Annotated in this window: 16 protein-coding genes and 1 pseudogene; 7 read left to right on the top strand and 10 right to left on the bottom strand. The window is 70.9% G+C overall.

Going from position 1 to position 15,520, the window contains the following annotated elements; genetic code table 11:
• The 4 genes and pseudogenes from E2651_RS30780 to E2651_RS30765 all read right to left on the bottom strand — a co-directional run.
• Window positions 1–371 (bottom strand): annotated as a pseudogene (locus tag E2651_RS30780) (phospho-sugar mutase); the annotation flags it as partial.
• A gap of 107 nt (window positions 372–478) precedes the next feature.
• Window positions 479–1,303: a purine-nucleoside phosphorylase gene (locus E2651_RS30775; protein ID WP_135334525.1), complete on the bottom strand. Its 825-nt coding sequence runs from the start codon at window positions 1,301–1,303 to the stop codon at window positions 479–481.
• Window positions 1,304–1,417: 114 nt separating this feature from the next.
• Window positions 1,418–1,693, bottom strand: a complete 276-nt coding sequence (locus E2651_RS30770) for a hypothetical protein (protein WP_135334524.1) — start codon at window positions 1,691–1,693, stop codon at window positions 1,418–1,420.
• A gap of 54 nt (window positions 1,694–1,747) precedes the next feature.
• Window positions 1,748–2,185: a gamma-glutamylcyclotransferase gene (locus E2651_RS30765; RefSeq protein WP_135334523.1), complete on the bottom strand. Its 438-nt coding sequence runs from the start codon at window positions 2,183–2,185 to the stop codon at window positions 1,748–1,750.
• A gap of 95 nt (window positions 2,186–2,280) precedes the next feature.
• Here E2651_RS30765 and E2651_RS30760 point away from each other — a divergent pair, with 95 nt between their 5' ends.
• Window positions 2,281–3,729, top strand: a complete 1,449-nt coding sequence (locus tag E2651_RS30760; protein ID WP_135334522.1) for an NAD(P)H-quinone dehydrogenase — start codon at window positions 2,281–2,283, stop codon at window positions 3,727–3,729.
• A gap of 208 nt (window positions 3,730–3,937) precedes the next feature.
• A complete protein-coding gene (locus E2651_RS30755) occupies window positions 3,938–4,915 on the top strand; it encodes a DeoR/GlpR family DNA-binding transcription regulator (RefSeq protein ID WP_135334521.1) in 978 nt (325 codons plus the stop codon).
• Here E2651_RS30755 and E2651_RS30750 read toward each other — a convergent pair.
• Both E2651_RS30750 and E2651_RS30745 read right to left on the bottom strand, forming a co-directional pair.
• Window positions 4,901–5,554 carry a TetR/AcrR family transcriptional regulator gene (locus E2651_RS30750; protein WP_135334520.1) on the bottom strand — a complete coding sequence of 218 codons (654 nt, stop codon included), beginning with the start codon at window positions 5,552–5,554 and terminating at the stop codon, window positions 4,901–4,903. The genes E2651_RS30755 and E2651_RS30750 overlap by 15 nt on opposite strands.
• 233 nt (window positions 5,555–5,787) lie before the next feature.
• On the bottom strand, window positions 5,788–7,560 hold the full coding sequence (locus E2651_RS30745) for a biotin carboxylase N-terminal domain-containing protein (RefSeq protein ID WP_135334519.1): 1,773 nt from the start codon (window positions 7,558–7,560) through the stop codon (window positions 5,788–5,790).
• A gap of 360 nt (window positions 7,561–7,920) precedes the next feature.
• Between E2651_RS30745 and E2651_RS30740 the strand changes: the two genes are divergently transcribed.
• A complete protein-coding gene (locus E2651_RS30740) occupies window positions 7,921–8,397 on the top strand; it encodes a hypothetical protein (protein WP_245239343.1) in 477 nt (158 codons plus the stop codon).
• A gap of 9 nt (window positions 8,398–8,406) precedes the next feature.
• Here the strand turns inward: E2651_RS30740 and E2651_RS30735 are convergent, their stop codons facing one another.
• The 4 genes from E2651_RS30735 to E2651_RS30725 form a co-directional block, all read right to left on the bottom strand.
• The gene (locus tag E2651_RS30735) at window positions 8,407–9,024 is read right to left on the bottom strand and encodes a nucleoside triphosphate pyrophosphatase (protein WP_135334517.1); all 618 of its coding nucleotides are present in this window, start codon (window positions 9,022–9,024) and stop codon (window positions 8,407–8,409) included.
• Window positions 9,025–9,049: 25 nt separating this feature from the next.
• Window positions 9,050–9,178 (bottom strand): hypothetical protein, encoded by a 129-nt coding sequence (locus tag E2651_RS46005; RefSeq protein ID WP_280922814.1) that lies wholly within the window; start codon window positions 9,176–9,178, stop codon window positions 9,050–9,052.
• Between the two features lie 85 nt (window positions 9,179–9,263).
• Entirely contained in the window at window positions 9,264–9,470 is a 207-nt protein-coding gene (locus tag E2651_RS30730; RefSeq protein WP_135334516.1) for an acyl-CoA carboxylase subunit epsilon, read from the bottom strand.
• A 26-nt stretch (window positions 9,471–9,496) separates the two neighbouring features.
• Window positions 9,497–11,143 (bottom strand): acyl-CoA carboxylase subunit beta, encoded by a 1,647-nt coding sequence (locus E2651_RS30725; protein ID WP_245239342.1) that lies wholly within the window; start codon window positions 11,141–11,143, stop codon window positions 9,497–9,499.
• A 117-nt stretch (window positions 11,144–11,260) separates the two neighbouring features.
• Here E2651_RS30725 and E2651_RS30720 point away from each other — a divergent pair, with 117 nt between their 5' ends.
• The 4 genes from E2651_RS30720 to E2651_RS30705 form a co-directional block, all read left to right on the top strand.
• Entirely contained in the window at window positions 11,261–12,157 is an 897-nt protein-coding gene (locus E2651_RS30720) for a biotin--[acetyl-CoA-carboxylase] ligase (protein WP_135334515.1), read from the top strand.
• A 99-nt stretch (window positions 12,158–12,256) separates the two neighbouring features.
• Window positions 12,257–13,381 carry an adenylate/guanylate cyclase domain-containing protein gene (locus E2651_RS30715; RefSeq protein WP_135334514.1) on the top strand — a complete coding sequence of 375 codons (1,125 nt, stop codon included), beginning with the start codon at window positions 12,257–12,259 and terminating at the stop codon, window positions 13,379–13,381.
• Between the two features lie 102 nt (window positions 13,382–13,483).
• Window positions 13,484–14,281, top strand: coding sequence for an enoyl-CoA hydratase-related protein (locus E2651_RS30710; RefSeq protein WP_135334513.1), 798 nt, complete (start codon window positions 13,484–13,486; stop codon window positions 14,279–14,281).
• A gap of 102 nt (window positions 14,282–14,383) precedes the next feature.
• On the top strand, window positions 14,384–15,520 hold a 1,137-nt coding region (locus tag E2651_RS30705; protein WP_135334512.1), incomplete at its 3' end, for a diguanylate cyclase.

Raw genomic sequence — 15,520 nt, 5'->3', positions numbered from 1 at the left:
GGGCGGGGCAGTACGGCCGCCTTGAGGCCCGCGCCCGTCATCACGGCCGCGGTGTCGCGCGCGAAGTCCGCGGACTTGTAGCGGGCGTCGTAACCGATGACTACGAGACCGTCGGTTTGGTTCTTGGACCTGAGATACGCGGCGAGTCCCGCGGCCGCGCGGATGACCACGGAGCGGTTCATCCGCATCGGGCCCGCGCCCAGCTCGCCGCGGAGGCCCGCCGTGCCGAACTGGAGGGTGCCGCTGAAGCGGGCGGCCAGGTCTTCGGCGTCCGCGCCGTCGATGAGCTTGGCGAGCTCCTCGCGGGTCTCGGGGTCCGGGTCCTCGGCCAGCCAGGCCTGGGCCCGCGCGATGAGTTCGGGGTCGTCCAGCACGTGTCGTCAGCCTCTCGTGTGCGGAGTGTGTCGGCGGGGTCCAGTAGTCACACCTACCCGTCCGGTTACCCGCGGCGGGGTAACCGGACGAGCGGGGACACCCGTCAGATGCGGCCCAGCACCTGGCCGAGGAGCTCACCCATGCGGGTGGCGCTGTCGCGGCCCGCCTGGAGGACCTCTTCGTGGTTCAGGGGCTCGCCCGTCATGCCCGCGGCGAGGTTCGTCACCAGGGAGATGCCGAGCACCTCCGCGCCCGCCTCGCGCGCGGCGATCGCCTCGAGGACCGTGGACATGCCCACCAGGTCCGCGCCGATCGTGCGGGCCATGCGGATCTCCGCCGGCGTCTCGTAGTGCGGGCCGGGGAACTGCGCGTACACGCCCTCTTCGAGGGAGGGGTCGATCTCCTTGCAGAGCGCCCGCAGCCGCGGCGAGTACAGGTCCGTCAGGTCCACGAAGTTCGCGCCGACGATCGGCGACGTGGCCGTCAGGTTGAGGTGGTCGTTGATCAGGACCGGCTGGCCGGGACGCATGCCGTCGCGCAGGCCACCACAGCCGTTGGTCAGCACGATCGTCTTGCAGCCCGCGGCCACGGCCGTACGCACGCCGTGCGCGACGGCGGCGACGCCACGGCCCTCGTAGTAGTGGGTGCGGCCCAGGAAGACCAGGGCGCGCTTGTCACCGACCTTGAAGGAGCGGATGCGGCCGCCGTGGCCCTCGACCGCCGGCGGCGGGAAGCCGGGCAGCTCGGTGACCGGGAACTCGGCCTCGGGCACGCCGAGCGCGTCCACGGCCGGTGCCCAGCCGGAGCCCATCACAAGGGCTACGTCGTGGGTCTCGGCGCCCGTCAGCTCACGCAGGCGCGCGGCGGCGGCGTCGGCGGCGGCGTAGGGGTCGCCCTGGATGTCGTCCGGAATAACTGAAGCGTTCACGTCGACGAGGGTAGCTGGTTTGTGCCTACGCGCGTAGATGACGATGTGAACGGGATACGGATCGTTGTGTTGTCGTTTCCGACGAAGGCTGGGCCCAGCGGATCCGGTGGTCGGTCAGTCCGTGTCCTTGACGAACACGTCCTTGTCGTTGAAGACCTCGACGATGAAGATCAGCAGGCGGCCCATGCTGACGGAGTACTCGACCAGGATGTTCTGCGTCAGCCTGATCGTGCGATCGTCGCCGGTGGAGCTTATCGGCCGGGACAGTGCGGGGAACGGGTCACGGGCGAGCAGGGAGATGCCCTTGTCGAACGCGGCACGCTGCTGATCGTCCAGCCGGTCCCGGGCCGCGCCGGCCTGTTCGGTGAAGTAGATCCGGTAGGTCTGCATGGCGTCTCCGCTTGATCGGTGCTCCGCCTTGAGTCTAGGCGTGGGCGGCGGCCCTCAGCAGGGCCTTTTGCGCAGCTCCATCACATAGTCGTGGGGCGCCCCCGCGGACTCCGCCGCGTCGGCCAGCTCGCCCAGGTACCGCGCGGACGGCAGGCCGCCCTCGTACCCGTTGAGGACGTACACCCACGCCGGCTCCTCGCCGTCCAGGGTGTGCACGCGGACGCGCATGCGGCGGTAGATGTCCAGGCCCACGCCCTCCCACCGGTCCATGGAGTCCTCGTCCATGGGCGCGATGTCGTAGAGGGCGACGAAGACCTGGGAGCGGGGGGCCTCCACGATCGTGGCCAGGGCGCCCTCCCAGCCCATGTGCTCCCCGCCGAAGGTCAGCCGCCAGCCGTTCAGCCAGCCGGTCTGGCGCAGCGGCGAGTGCGGGGCGCGGCGGGACATGAGCCGCGGATCCAGATTGCCGGCGTACGCGGCGTAGAGCGACATGTGGTCGAGGGTACGGCAGCGACGAGGTGTGTCCCTCCCGTAACAGAAGTGCTTCGCAGGGCCCCGGGGCGAAGCACCTTGAAGCGTGCGGGACAATGGAGTACGTGACTCGGATCGTGATCATTGGCGGCGGACCCGGCGGATACGAGGCGGCACTCGTTGCCGCCCAGCTCGGCGCGGAGGTGACCGTCGTCGACTGCGACGGTCTGGGCGGGGCGTCGGTGCTCACCGACTGCGTTCCGTCGAAGACTCTGATCGCGACGGCCGAGGTGATGACCAGCTTCGATTCGTCGTACGAAGAGCTCGGCATCATCGTGGCGGACGACACCCCGCACATCGACACCCCCGCGCGCGTGGTGGGCGTCGACCTGGGCAAGGTCAACCGCCGTGTGAAGCGCCTCGCGCTCGCCCAGTCCCACGACATCACCGCCTCCGTCACCCGTGCGGGCGCGCGCGTGCTGCGCGGCCGCGGCCGGCTCGAGGGCCAGCAGGACATCGACGGCTCCCGCAAGGTCGTCGTGCGCGCGGCCGACGGCAGCGAGGAGACCCTCGTCGCCGACGCCGTGCTCATCGCCACCGGCGGTCACCCGCGCGAGGTCCCCGACGCCCAGCCCGACGGCGAGCGGATCCTGAACTGGACCCAGGTGTACGACCTGGACGAGCTCCCCGAGGAGCTCATCGTGGTCGGTTCCGGTGTCACGGGCGCCGAGTTCGCCGGCGCCTACCAGGCACTCGGGTCCAATGTCACCCTCGTATCGAGCCGCGATCGCGTGCTGCCCGGCGAGGACCCGGACGCCGCCGCGGTCCTCGAGGACGTCTTCCGCCGCCGCGGCATGAACGTCATGTCGCGCTCCCGCGCCGCTTCCGCCAAGCGGGTGGGCGACCGCGTCGAGGTGACGCTGGACGACGGGCGCGTCATCACCGGCACACACTGCCTGATGGCCGTCGGCGCCATCCCCAACAGCAGCGGCATGGGCCTGGAGGAGGCCGGGGTCAAGCTCAAGGACTCCGGGCACATCTGGACCGACAAGGTCTCCAGGACGTCCGCTCCCGGTGTGTACGCCGCCGGTGACGTGACCGGGATCTTCGCCCTTGCCTCTGTCGCCGCCATGCAGGGCCGCATCGCGATGTACCACTTCCTGGGCGACGCGGTGACGCCGCTGAACCTGAAGACGGTCTCCTCGAACGTCTTCACCGACCCCGAGATCGCCACGGTCGGCTACAGCCAGTCCGACGTGGACGCCGGCAAGATCGACGCCCGCGTCGTGAAGCTGCCGCTGCTGCGCAACCCGCGCGCGAAGATGCAGGGCATCCGCGACGGCTTCGTCAAGATCTTCTGCCGTCCGGGTACGGGGATCGTGGTCGGCGGCGTGGTCGTCGCGCCGCGCGCTTCGGAACTGATCCACCCCATCTCGATCGCGGTCGACAACAATCTGACGGTTGAACAGATCGCGAAGGCCTTCACCGTGTACCCATCTCTTTCGGGGTCGATCGCCGAGGTCGCGCGTCAACTTCACACGCGAAAGACCACGGGCGAGGCCTGAGCGAGACTCCGGAGGCGTGCGTCGCGGATGAGACGGCGCTCGCCTGGGTATCAACTCTGCGCAGGTCACGCGCTGTTGCGGAGCATTCGCGGGGCATAGGCGGGTCGGGTAGGCGCGTATACCACTTCGGGTGTTGCCGTGCGAACAACTTCTGTAATTCGGCGCAAACTGCTGAAAGCAGACGGTCGTTGGGGTTACTGTCAGTTTCGTGTTCGCTGCAGAACGTCGCCAATTGATCCTCGAAATGGTGCGGGCCAACGGAGCGGTATCGCTCCGCGAGCTCGCCCGCGTCGTCCAGACCTCCGAAGTGACCGTACGGCGGGACGTGCGCGCGCTGGAGGCAGAAGGACTCCTCGACCGCCGACATGGCGGTGCGGTATTGCCGGGCGGATTCACGCGGGAGTCCGGCTTTCCGCAGAAATCACATCTCGCGACCGCCGAGAAGACGGCCATCGCCGATCTCGCGGCGGGTCTCGTCGAAGAGGGCGAAGCCATCGTCGTCGGGGCGGGTACGACCACGCAGGAGCTGGCCCGCCGGCTCGCGCGGGTGCCCGGCCTGACCGTCGTCACCAACTCCCTCCTGGTGGCACAGGCGTTGGCGCATGCCAACAGGGTGGAAGTCGTCATGACGGGCGGCACCCTGCGCGGGTCCAACTACGCCCTGGTGGGCAGCGGGGCCGAACAGTCCCTGCAGGGACTGCGGGTGTCCCGTGCCTTCCTCTCGGGCAGTGGTCTGACCGCCGAACGCGGTCTCTCCACGTCCAACATGCTGTCGGCGAGCGTGGACCGCGCGCTCGTCCAGGCGGCGGCCGAGGTCGTGGTCCTCGCCGACCACACCAAGCTCGGCACCGACACGATGTTCCAGACGGTGCCGACGGACGTCATCACCCGCCTGGTCACCGACGAACCGCCCACCCATGACGACCGCGCGGCCACCGAGTTGCAGGCCCTGGCCGACCAGGGTGTGCAGATCGCCGTGGCGGGCGGGAGTGCCGGCCCCAACTCCGGAAACGGCGTGGATTCCGTCCCGGCGCGCCAGCCGCGCCGGGACGTTCCCCTGCCGGGGCAGCGTCGTACCCATGGTGGTCATGGGAGCGGTGCGGGGCCGCAGTTGCGCAGTGCGGTCCTCGGGGAACAGTCGCCCGGGGAGCGGGCCGCACGGGTCGCGGATCTACGCCGCCGCTGAGTCCTTGGCCGGGGCTGCCGGTGCGGCGGTCTCGGTCCCGGCGGGCGCGGCCGCCCCGTCGAGCTTCAGGCCGCCCAGCGTCAGCATCAGCAGGCGGTCGGCCAACTCCGGCTCCTCCGGGGTCTCTTCGGCCGCCAGCGCGATCGCGTTGGTCAGCTGCATCAGATCCCCGATCGACACACCGGGGCGTACGGCACCGGCGCGCTGCGCCCGGGTCAGCAGGGCCTCGCCCGCCTCGCGCATCGGCCTGCTGCACCGCGCGAGCGCCGAACTGTCGTCGTGCGACGCCGACATGAGGGCGCGGGAGACCCCGCGGTACTCACCCGCATGAGTGATGATGGCGCGCAGCCAGGTCACCAGGGCGTGGCAGGGCTGCGGGTCGTCGAGCAGCGCGCGGGAGCGGGCGAGCAGGTCGCCCACCGCCTCTTCGAAGACGGCGCTCATCAGGGCGTGCCGGTTGGGGAAGTGGCGGTAGAGGGTGCCGATGCCTACGTTCGCGTGGCGGGCGATGTCCTCTAGCGAGGCGCCGGTGCCTTGCTCTGCGAAGGCGGTGCGGGCCTCTGCGAGGAGCCGGTCGTAGTTGCGGCGCGCGTCGGCTCTTTGCGAGCGGGGGCGCTTCTGTGGCTCCTGCTGTGCCATGCGGGGCCTCCCTGAACGTGCGGTGCTTCAAGGATGCCTGATGGGCGGGGCCCGGCCTTGCGCACCGTTGATCACCGGCTCCGCCGAGTTCGTCCTCAATCGCCGGACGGGCTGAAAAGTCTTTCCCGGCCCCGGCTGAAGGACTTCAGCCGGGGCCGGGAAAATTCAGCCCCTCCGGCGTTTGAGGAGCGAGGTCTGGGGCGGAGCCCCAGGAACCTCGCGTCGCTGCGGGATCAGTCCTTGATCTCGCAAATAACCGCACCGGAAGTAAGGCTCGCGCCCACCTCCGCCGTGAGGCCCTTGATCGTGCCGGAGCGGTGGGCGTTCAGGGGCTGCTCCATCTTCATGGCCTCGAGGACCACGACGAGGTCGCCCTCCTTGACCTCCTGGCCCTCCTCGACAGCGATCTTGACGATCGTGCCCTGCATCGGAGAGGCGAGGGTGTCGCCGGACGCCGCCGGGCCCGACTTCTTCGCCGCGCGCCGCTTGGGGCGGGCGCCGCCCGCCGCCGCGGTGCGGGCGATGGTCATGCCCAGGGAGGACGGCAGGGAGACCTCGAGGCGCTTGCCGCCGACCTCGACGACGACCGTCTCGCGGCCCGGCTCCTCGTCCGTCTCGGTGTCCGCGGCAGCCGCGAACGCCGGGATCTCGTTGACGAACCCGGTCTCGATCCAGCGGGTGTGGATCGTGAACGGGTCCGTGGAGCCCGTCAGTTCGGGGGCGAACGCCGGGTCCTTGACGACCGCGCGGTGGAACGGGATGGCCGTGGCCATGCCCTCCACGGTGAACTCATCGAGGGCGCGGGCGGCCCGCTGCAGGGCCTGCTGACGCGTCGCGCCGGTGACGATCAGCTTGGCGAGGAGCGAGTCCCACGCCGGGCCGATCACGCTGCCGGACTCGACGCCCGCGTCCAGGCGGACGCCGGGGCCGGAGGGCGGCGCGAAGGTGGTGACGGTGCCGGGCGCGGGCAGGAAGCCCCGGCCCGGGTCCTCGCCGTTGATGCGGAACTCGAAGGAGTGGCCGCGCAGTTGCGGGTCGCCGTAGCCCAGTTCCTCGCCGTCGGCGATGCGGAACATCTCGCGGACCAGGTCGATGCCGGTGACCTCTTCGGTGACCGGGTGCTCCACCTGCAGACGGGTGTTGACCTCCAGGAAGGAGATCGTGCCGTCGACGCCGACGAGGAACTCGACGGTGCCGGCGCCCACGTACCCGGCTTCCTTGAGGATCGCCTTCGACGCCGCGTACAGCTCGGCGTTCTGCGCCTCGCTCAGGAACGGCGCGGGCGCCTCCTCGACGAGCTTCTGGTGGCGGCGCTGCAGCGAGCAGTCACGGGTGGACACGACGACCACGTTGCCGTGCTTGTCGGCCAGGCACTGGGTCTCCACGTGCCGCGGCTTGTCCAGGTAGCGCTCCACGAAGCACTCGCCGCGGCCGAAGGCGGCCACGGCCTCGCGCACCGCGGAGTCGTACAGCTCGGGGACTTCCTCGAGCGTGCGGGCGACCTTCAGGCCGCGCCCGCCGCCACCGAAGGCGGCCTTGATCGCGATGGGCAGGCCGTGCTCCTCGGCGAAGGCGACGACCTCGTCGGCGCCGGACACCGGGTCGGGCGTACCGGCCACCAGCGGGGCACCCGCGCGCTGCGCGATGTGCCGGGCGGCGACCTTGTCACCCAGGTCACGGATGGCCTGCGGCGGCGGGCCGATCCAGATCAGGCCCGCGTCGAGTACGGCCTGCGCGAAGTCGGCGTTCTCCGAAAGGAAGCCGTAGCCGGGGTGGACCGCGTCCGCCCCCGCGTCCTTGGCCGCGGCCAGCACCTTGGAAATGTCCAGGTAGCTGGTGGCCGGAGTGTCACCGCCAAGGGCGAACGCCTCGTCAGCTGCCCTGACATGCAGAGCATCCCGGTCAGGATCTGCGTAGACGGCTACGCTCGCGATCCCTGCATCCCGGCATGCCCGAGCAACGCGGACAGCGATTTCGCCACGGTTGGCGATGAGCACCTTGCGCACGATGGCTCCCTCCTTGAAACAAGCCGAGTTTAGGGACTGCCGACACGGGCTTACGACCCGTCCCCAATGGTGAGCTTGCCCACACGGAGTGTCACTCGAGGCCGGCTAGGTCCGCGAAATCCCTTGTCGTACCACGGTACGCAGGGTCTCTCCCCGGCAGCGTAGCCCTCGGATGTGGTCTAGGTCTCTGTGAGGGCGGCCTGCGACAGAGCGGCAATCTTTGTGGAGTCCCTACGAATGGCCCAATGATTCTTTGCCTTCGGCAGAGGCCTTGTCCCCGGGTTTACCCGTTAGTAGCGTTCATGATGTCTCGAACGTACTTGGGGTAACAGCAAGCCGAAGCGGAAGAGGGTGGGCGCCGTGGCGCGTAGACCGGTGGCCTGGGTGGGCGCGATCGTGCTCTTTGCGGAGGCGGTCGGCATCGCACTCCTCAACTGGTTCCTCGGGCTCGTCGTGGACAAGCAGGACATGTCCCTCGCGGGCCTCGACCCGCGGGCGATGACGGTGTCGACATGGATCGCGGGCGGCCTCTTCGGCCTCTACCTCGCGCTCTGCGGCGTGATTCTGCTGCGCTCCGCGATCGGCGACCGCGCGCCGGGCCGCTTCGGGCGGCTGCTCCTGATCAGCGCCGCCGTCGTGCACGGACTGCTCGGCGCGTTCTCGGTGGGCCTGGTGGGCTGGGTCGCGTTCGTCTTCATGATGGTCGTGCTCGGGCTCATCGTCCTGACGCTGGTGGCGTACGACAGGAAGGCGCAGGACGAGGCCAACGCGCCGCAGGACGGCAAGGGGGCGGCGAGCAGCGGGACGCCCGAGAACGGCGCCCCGCAGCCCGCGTGAGCGCCTGGCCTACGCCTCCCACAACTCCGTGATGCCGACGCCCAGTTCGGCGAGCAGACGGCGGAGCAGGGGGAGCGAGAGGCCGATCACGTTGCCGTGGTCGCCGTCGATGCCGTCGATGAACGGCGCCGAGCGGCCGTCCAGCGTGAACGCGCCCGCCACGTGCAGTGGTTCGCCGCTGGCGACGTACGAGGCGATCTCCGCGTCCGAGGGGTCGCCGAAGCGGACCACGGTCGAGGCGACCGCCGAGACGTGGCGGCCCGACACCGTGTCGTAGACGCTGTGGCCGGTCTGCAGGACGCCCGCGCGGCCACGCATGGACTTCCAGCGCGCGGTGGCCTCCTCGGCGTCCGCGGGCTTGCCGAGCGCCTCTCCGTCCAGTTCGAGGACCGAGTCGCAGCCGATGACGATGGCGCCCTTCACGTCCGGGCGCGCGGAGACGACCGAGGCCTTGGCCTCGGCCAGGGCCAGGGCGAGCTCGGCGGGGGTCGGTGCGGAGACGGCGTCCTCGTCGACCCCGCTGACGATCACCTCGGGGGCGAGGCCGGCCTGGCGAAGCAGGCCGAGCCGGGCGGGGGACTTGGACGCGAGGACGAGACGGCGGGGCCCTCGGGGCTGATCACTCATGCCGTCAGGTTAGCGAGGCGCGACCTCAGTGCATGCCCAGGACGAACATGGCGATGACCATCGCCAGGGCGAGGACGACCCCCGCACGGCGCATCTTCGCCTGCATGTCCCGCATGTCCTTGGGCGGGTTGTTCTCCGGGTCGGACCACAGCATGACCCGATACTGCTGTCGGCCGCGCCGGGGCGCCTGAGTACGCGTACTCAGGCGCCCCGGCCCGTACCGCTCATCTTCTCGGGCCCTACACGGGCCAGTACGTACGCCCCCACGCCGTCGGCCCCGGCGCGGGCATCTTGTCGCGGGCCACCCGCGCGGGGTCCGCCCACGCGTCGAGGACCGCGGGCGCGCCGGACGGCTGGTTCGCCACCGCCGCGGCGCGCGCCTGGACCACCGCCAGTGCGGCGGCCAGCTCCTCCGGGGTGGGATTGCCCCGTACGACCTTGATCATGAGTGGTCTCCTCGCTGGGGCGCGGTCTACAGAGGGATGTTGCCGTGCTTCTTCGGGGGAAGGCTTTCCCGCTTCGTACGCAGCTGACGCAGGCCGCGCACCAGATGCGAGCGGGTCTCCGACGGCATGATCACGGCGTCGATGTAGCCGCGCTCGGCGGCCGTGTACGGGTTGAGCAGCGTGTCCTCGTACTCCTGGATCAGCTGCGCGCGGGTCGCCTCCTGGTCGTCCGCCGCGGCGATCGTGCGGCGGTGCAGGATGTTCACCGCGCCCTGCGCGCCCATCACCGCGATCTGCGCGGTCGGCCAGGCCAGGTTGAGGTCGGCGCCCAGGTGCTTGGAGCCCATGACGTCGTACGCGCCGCCGAACGCCTTGCGGGTGATGACGGTGATCAGCGGGACCGTCGCCTCCGCGTACGCGTAGATCAGCTTGGCGCCGCGGCGGATGATGCCCGTGTGCTCCTGCTCGACGCCCGGCAGGAAGCCGGGGACGTCGACGAAGGTGATGACCGGGACGTTGAACGCGTCGCAGGTGCGGACGAAGCGGGCGCCCTTCTCGGATGCGTCGATGTTCAGGCAGCCGGCGAACTGCGTCGGCTGGTTGGCGACGATGCCCACCGGGCGGCCCTCGATCCGGCCGAAGCCGGTGACGATGTTCGGCGCGAACAGCGGCTGCGTCTCGAAGAACTCGGCGTCGTCCAGGACGTGTTCGATCACGCTGTGCATGTCGTACGGCTGGTTGGCGCTGTCCGGGACCAGCGTGTCGAGCTCGCGGTCCTCGTCCGTCAGCGCCAGGTCCGCCTCCTCGGGGAAGGCGGGGGGCTCGCTGAGGTTGTTCGAAGGCAGGTAGGAGAGAAGGGACTTGACGTACTCGATGGCGTCCTTCTCGTCGCCCGCCATGTGGTGCGCGACACCGGAGGTGCTGTTGTGGGTGCGGGCGCCGCCGAGCTCCTCGAAGCCGACGTCCTCACCCGTGACCGTCTTGATGACGTCCGGTCCTGTGATGAACATGTGCGAGGTCTGGTCGACCATGACCGTGAAGTCGGTGATGGCGGGGGAGTAGACCGCGCCGCCCGCGCACGGGCCGACGACCAGGCTGATCTGCGGGATCACACCGGAGGCGTGGGTGTTGCGGCGGAAGATCTCGCCGTACATCCCGAGGGCCATGACGCCCTCCTGGATACGGGCGCCGCCCGAGTCGTTGATGCCGATGACCGGACAGCCGGTCTTCAGGGCGAAGTCCATGACCTTGACGATCTTCTGCCCGAAGACCTCACCGAGGGCACCGCCGAAGACGGTGAAGTCCTGCGAGAACACCGCCACGGGACGGCCGTCGACGGTGCCGTAACCGGTCACCACGCCGTCGCCGTAAGGGCGGTTGGCGTCCAGGCCGAAGTTGGTCGACCGGTGCTGGGCGAACTCGTCGAACTCGACGAAGGAACCCTCGTCGAGGAGCAGGTCGACCCGCTCGCGTGCCGTCAACTTGCCCTTGGCGTGCTGCTTTTCGACCGCGCGAGCGGAGCCGGCGTGCTTGGCCTCCTCGATGCGGCGCTGCAGATCAGCGAGTTTTCCCGCAGTCGTATGGATGTCGATACCGGGGGTTGCGGCGGTGGCGTTCTCGGTATCGCTTGCGGCGCTGGGCACGGGCACGTTGGGCTCTTCCGGCTCGGACATAGGGATGCGGCTCCCTGCCTGCTCAAAGGGGCGACTGGCGGCTTGCTACTGACTCGTAGGGTATCGGCGCGCATACAGATCAGCAGTGCGGCGTTTACCACACCTAAGGTGGCTTGCATGACGCCGCGAGATGCTTCAGACGACGCTTCGGACACCCCTGACGAGACCCCCGACGCCAGCCGCTGGTCGGACCTGGATCGCCCGCCGCTGAACGCCACGGCACTGCGGCGGGCGCTGCTGCGGGAAGGGGAACTGTGGACCTCCCTGGACGTGGTGCCCGCGACGGGGTCGACCAACACCGACCTGGCCGCCCGCGCGGACGAGCTCCCCGAGGGCGCGGTCCTCGTCGCCGAGGAGCAGAGCTCGGGGCGCGGCCGCCTCGACCGCCGCTGGACGGCGCCGGCCCGCTCCGGGCTCTTCTTCTCCGTACTCCTCAAGCCGGGCGCCGACGTGCCGGTCGAACGCTGGGGGTGGCTGCCGCTGCTCACCGGGGTCGCCGTCGCCACGGGCCTCTCGCGGGCGGCCGGCGTGGACACGGCACTCAAGTGGCCGAACGACCTGCTGGTGACGGTCGGGGGAGAGGAACGGAAGGCGGGCGGGATCCTGGCGGAGCGGGCGGGAACCGCGGGCGCGGGTGTCGTGGTCGGGGTCGGTATCAACGTCACGCTCCGGGCGGACGAGCTGCCGGTCCCCGGCGCGGGTTCGCTGGCGCTTGCCGGGGCGGCCACGACGGACCGCGACCCGCTGCTGCGGGCCGTGCTGCGCTCCCTGGACCGCTGGTACACCGACTGGCGCGACGCCCAGGGCGACCCGGCGGCCTCCGGCCTCCAGGAAACGTACGCGGCGGGCTGCGCCACGCTGGGCCGCAAGGTCCGCGCGGAACTCCCGGGCGACCGGTCGATCACCGGGGAGGCCGTGGCGGTGGACGGCGACGGGCGGCTGGTTCTCGCCACCGGGGACGGGGTGCAGGAGCCGGTGGGAGCGGGCGACATTGTGCATGTGCGCGGGGTTTAAACGGACCGAGCCGCCCCGCTAGGCGTGAGCTGGGGCACACCTGCCGTAAAGTTGGCGCCGGTCGATACCTGACCGCGGCAGATCGGAAGGGCAGCAGGCGTGACCGTCGACGACACGGGCTCCGGCTCGGGGCCGCCCGAGCCGCCCTCCAGGCCCGGCGAGGTCGACGAGGAGCCGGAGAAGGATCCCCTCGCCCTGCGCCTCGAAGGGCTGATCCTCGGAGCCGACCGCCGCTACACCCCGTTCCAGGCGGCCCGCAGCGCGGGCGTGTCCATGGAACTGGCCTCCCGTTTCTGGCGGGCCATGGGGTTCCCGGACATCGGGCAGGCCAAGGCGCTGACCGAGGCGGATGTGCTCGCGCTGCGCCGCCTCGCCGGTCTCGTCGAGGCGGGGCTGCTCAGCGAGGCGATGGCGGTCCAGGTGGCCCGGTCGACCGGGCAGACCACCGCCCGCCTCGCCGAATGGCAGATCGACTCGTTCCTCGAGGGTCTGACGGAGCCGCCCGAGCCGGGCATGACGCGGACCGAAGTGACGTACCCCTTGATAGAGCTTCTCCTGCCCGAGCTGGAGGAGTTCCTCGTCTATGTGTGGCGGCGGCAGCTCGCCGCCGCGACCGGGCGGGTCGTCCAGGCCGCCGATGACGAGGAGATGGTCGACCGGCGGCTCGCCGTCGGATTCGCCGACCTCGTCGGCTTCACGCGGCTCACGCGTCGCATGGAGGAGGAGGAACTCGGCGAGCTCGTCGAGGCCTTCGAGACCACCGCCGCCGACCTTGTCGCGGCGCACGGCGGTCGGCTCATCAAGACGCTGGGCGACGAGGTTCTGTACGCCGCCGATGACGCGGGCACCGCCGCGGAGATCGCGCTGCGGCTCATCGAGACCATGGCCAACGACGAGACCATGCCCGAGCTGCGCGTCGGCATCGCCTTCGGAACGGTCACCACGCGGATGGGCGATGTCTTCGGTACGACGGTGAACCTCGCGAGCCGTCTCACGTCGATAGCGCCTCGGGACGCGGTCCTCGTGGACGGGGCGCTCGCGGAGGAGCTGACGCGTACGGGCGATGCGCCGGCCTCCGAGACGGAGGCCGCGGAGGCTGCCGCCGCCGCGGAGAAGGAGGGCGAGGAGCCGCCGTCCTATCGGTTTGCGCTGCAGCCGATGTGGCAGCGGCCTGTGCGAGGGCTCGGTGTCGTCGAGCCTTGGCTGCTGGCCCGCCGCGGCTGAGTTCTCGGATTTTTCCCGCCCGCCTGCCCGATTCCCCAGTAGCAGTGGCATGATCCCCGGCGTGGCCCGGTAACGGGCGTTAACTCGACGTGGAGGACAGCCATGGGCGGCGAGCAGCGGTACGGGGAGTTTGTCGGGGTTCGGCGGCACGGCTACGTCGCCGAACTCGTCCTTGACCGGCCCAAGGCCATGAACGCGGTCTCGACCGAGATGGCCCGCTCCATCGGCGCCGCCTGCGCCGCCCTCGCGGACGACCGCGACGCCCGTGTCGTGGTCCTGACCTCCACCCATGAGCGGGCCTTCTGCGTCGGCGCCGACCTGAAGGAGCGCAATTCCTTCTCCGACGCCGACTTGGTGCGCCAGCGCCCCACCACGCGGGCCGCCTACACCGGCGTACTCGAACTGCCCATGCCGACCATCGCCGCCGTGCACGGCTTCGCGCTGGGCGGCGGCTTCGAGCTCGCGCTCGCCTGCGATCTCATCGTCGCCGACGCGACCGCCGTGGTCGGGCTCCCCGAGGTGTCGGTCGGCGTCATTCCCGGCGGCGGCGGTACGCAGTTGCTTCCGCGCCGGGTGGGGGCGGCGAGGGCCGCCGAGCTGGTGTTCACCGCGCGGCGCGTGGAGGCGGACGAGGCGCGGGAGTTGGGGCTCGTCGACCAGCTGGTGGGACAGGGCGATGACCGTGCCGAGGCGCTGGCGCTCGGGGCGCGGATCGCGGGCAACTCGCCCGTCGGGCTGCGCGCCGCCAAGCGCGCCCTGCGCCTGGGGCAGGGGCTCGACCTGCGGGCCGGGCTCGAGGTCGAGGACGCGGCCTGGCGCTCGGTGGCCTTCTCCGGTGACCGGGCGGAGGGCGTCGCGGCGTTCAACGAGAAGCGGAAGCCGCAGTGGCCGGGGGAGTAGCGGCGGTGGTGGCCTGGGGGTGGCAGGGGCTGCAGGGGTGACTCCGCACTCTCTGTAATGTTTCGATCGCCCAAAATGTCTTGAATCTCCTAATCTAGGGAGATGGGAGAGGGAGTTCGGCTGCGGGCCGTGGTGGCGCTCGCGCAGGGGATGGCCACCGCGCACACCCCACGCGAGTCGTGGCGGGCGGCCGCCGTCGGCGCGTGCCGTGCGCTGTCCGGGAGTTTCGCCGCGCTGTCCGTGTGGGAGCGGGACCTGGGGCGGTTGCGGGTGCTCGTGAACGTGGGCGAACGGGCCGAGGGCGAGGAAGAGTTCCCGGAGCGCGAGGCGTATCCGGTGCACGAGTTTCCGGAGATCACCGAGTTCCTGCACGAGCGGTGGGCGGGCGGCGGTGAACCGCACGCCTGGGTCGAGACGGCCCGTGGGCCCGCGGACGACGGCTCCCCCGGCTACTGCCACCAGCGGGTCGCCGCCCTGCGCAGGCGGGGCCGCGGCTGCTGCGTGGTCGCGCCGATCGTGCTGCACGGGCGGGCGTGGGGCGAGCTGTATGTGGCGCGGCCGGTGGGAGCGCCGCCCTTCGACCGCGCGGACGCGGACTTCGCGACGGTGCTGGCCTCGGTCGTGGCGGCGGGCATCGCGCAGACCGAGCGTCTGGAGGAGGCAAGGCGCCTCGCCTTCACCGACTCGCTGACGGGCCTCGCGAACCGGCGCGCGGTCGATGTGCGGCTCGAGGAGGCGGTGGCGCGGCACCGTGCGGAGGGCGTGGTGGTGAGCCTGGTCGTGTGTGACGTCAATGGCCTCAAGCGCGTCAACGACACCCAGGGGCACGCGGTCGGCGACCGGCTGCTCGAACGTTTCGGCTCGGTGCTCTCGCTGTGCGGGGCGATGCTGCCGGGGACGCTTGCCGCGCGGCTCGGCGGCGACGAGTTCTGCCTGCTCGCGGTGGGCCCCACCGCCGACGAGGTGGTGCGGGTCGCGGACGAACTGTGCGTACGGGCGGCTGAGTTGGAGCTGGGGGACGGTGTCGCGTGCGGGGTCGCGTCGACGGCGGACCCGATCGGTGAGGTCCGCTCGGGCCGCCGCCTGTTCCGCCTCGCCGACGCGGCGCAGTACCGCGCGAAGGCGGCCCGCGCCCCGAAGCCGGTGGTCGCGGGCCGCGAGGGCGCGGACGACCCGGTGGTCCGGCTCGCGGACTCGAAGGGAGCGCTGCCGGTGGGGGAGCGGCGGCGGTTCCGGGGG

Source organism: Streptomyces sp. MZ04 (genome assembly GCF_004684775.1).
Lineage (GTDB): Bacteria > Actinomycetota > Actinomycetes > Streptomycetales > Streptomycetaceae > Streptomyces.
The sequence above is the reverse complement of the archived record's forward strand: the minus strand, read 5'-3'. Positions and strand labels throughout refer to the sequence as shown.

Excerpts from the sequence above, each read along its gene's own strand:
- E2651_RS30770 (WP_135334524.1), bottom strand. The coding sequence starts at position 1,693 with ATGCAGACCTACCGGATCTACTTCACCGAACAGGCCGGCGCGGCCCGG.
- E2651_RS30765 (WP_135334523.1), bottom strand. The coding sequence starts at position 2,185 with ATGTCGCTCTACGCCGCGTACGCCGGCAATCTGGATCCGCGGCTCATG.
- E2651_RS30760 (WP_135334522.1), top strand. The coding sequence starts at position 2,281 with ATGGAGTACGTGACTCGGATCGTGATCATTGGCGGCGGACCCGGCGGA.
- E2651_RS30750 (WP_135334520.1), bottom strand. The coding sequence starts at position 5,554 with ATGGCACAGCAGGAGCCACAGAAGCGCCCCCGCTCGCAAAGAGCCGAC.
- E2651_RS30735 (WP_135334517.1), bottom strand. The coding sequence starts at position 9,024 with ATGAGTGATCAGCCCCGAGGGCCCCGCCGTCTCGTCCTCGCGTCCAAG.
- E2651_RS46005 (WP_280922814.1), bottom strand. The coding sequence starts at position 9,178 with ATGCTGTGGTCCGACCCGGAGAACAACCCGCCCAAGGACATGCGGGAC.
- E2651_RS30730 (WP_135334516.1), bottom strand. The coding sequence starts at position 9,470 with ATGATCAAGGTCGTACGGGGCAATCCCACCCCGGAGGAGCTGGCCGCC.
- E2651_RS30725 (WP_245239342.1), bottom strand. The coding sequence starts at position 11,143 with ATGTCCGAGCCGGAAGAGCCCAACGTGCCCGTGCCCAGCGCCGCAAGC.
- E2651_RS30720 (WP_135334515.1), top strand. The coding sequence starts at position 11,261 with ATGACGCCGCGAGATGCTTCAGACGACGCTTCGGACACCCCTGACGAG.
- E2651_RS30710 (WP_135334513.1), top strand. The coding sequence starts at position 13,484 with ATGGGCGGCGAGCAGCGGTACGGGGAGTTTGTCGGGGTTCGGCGGCAC.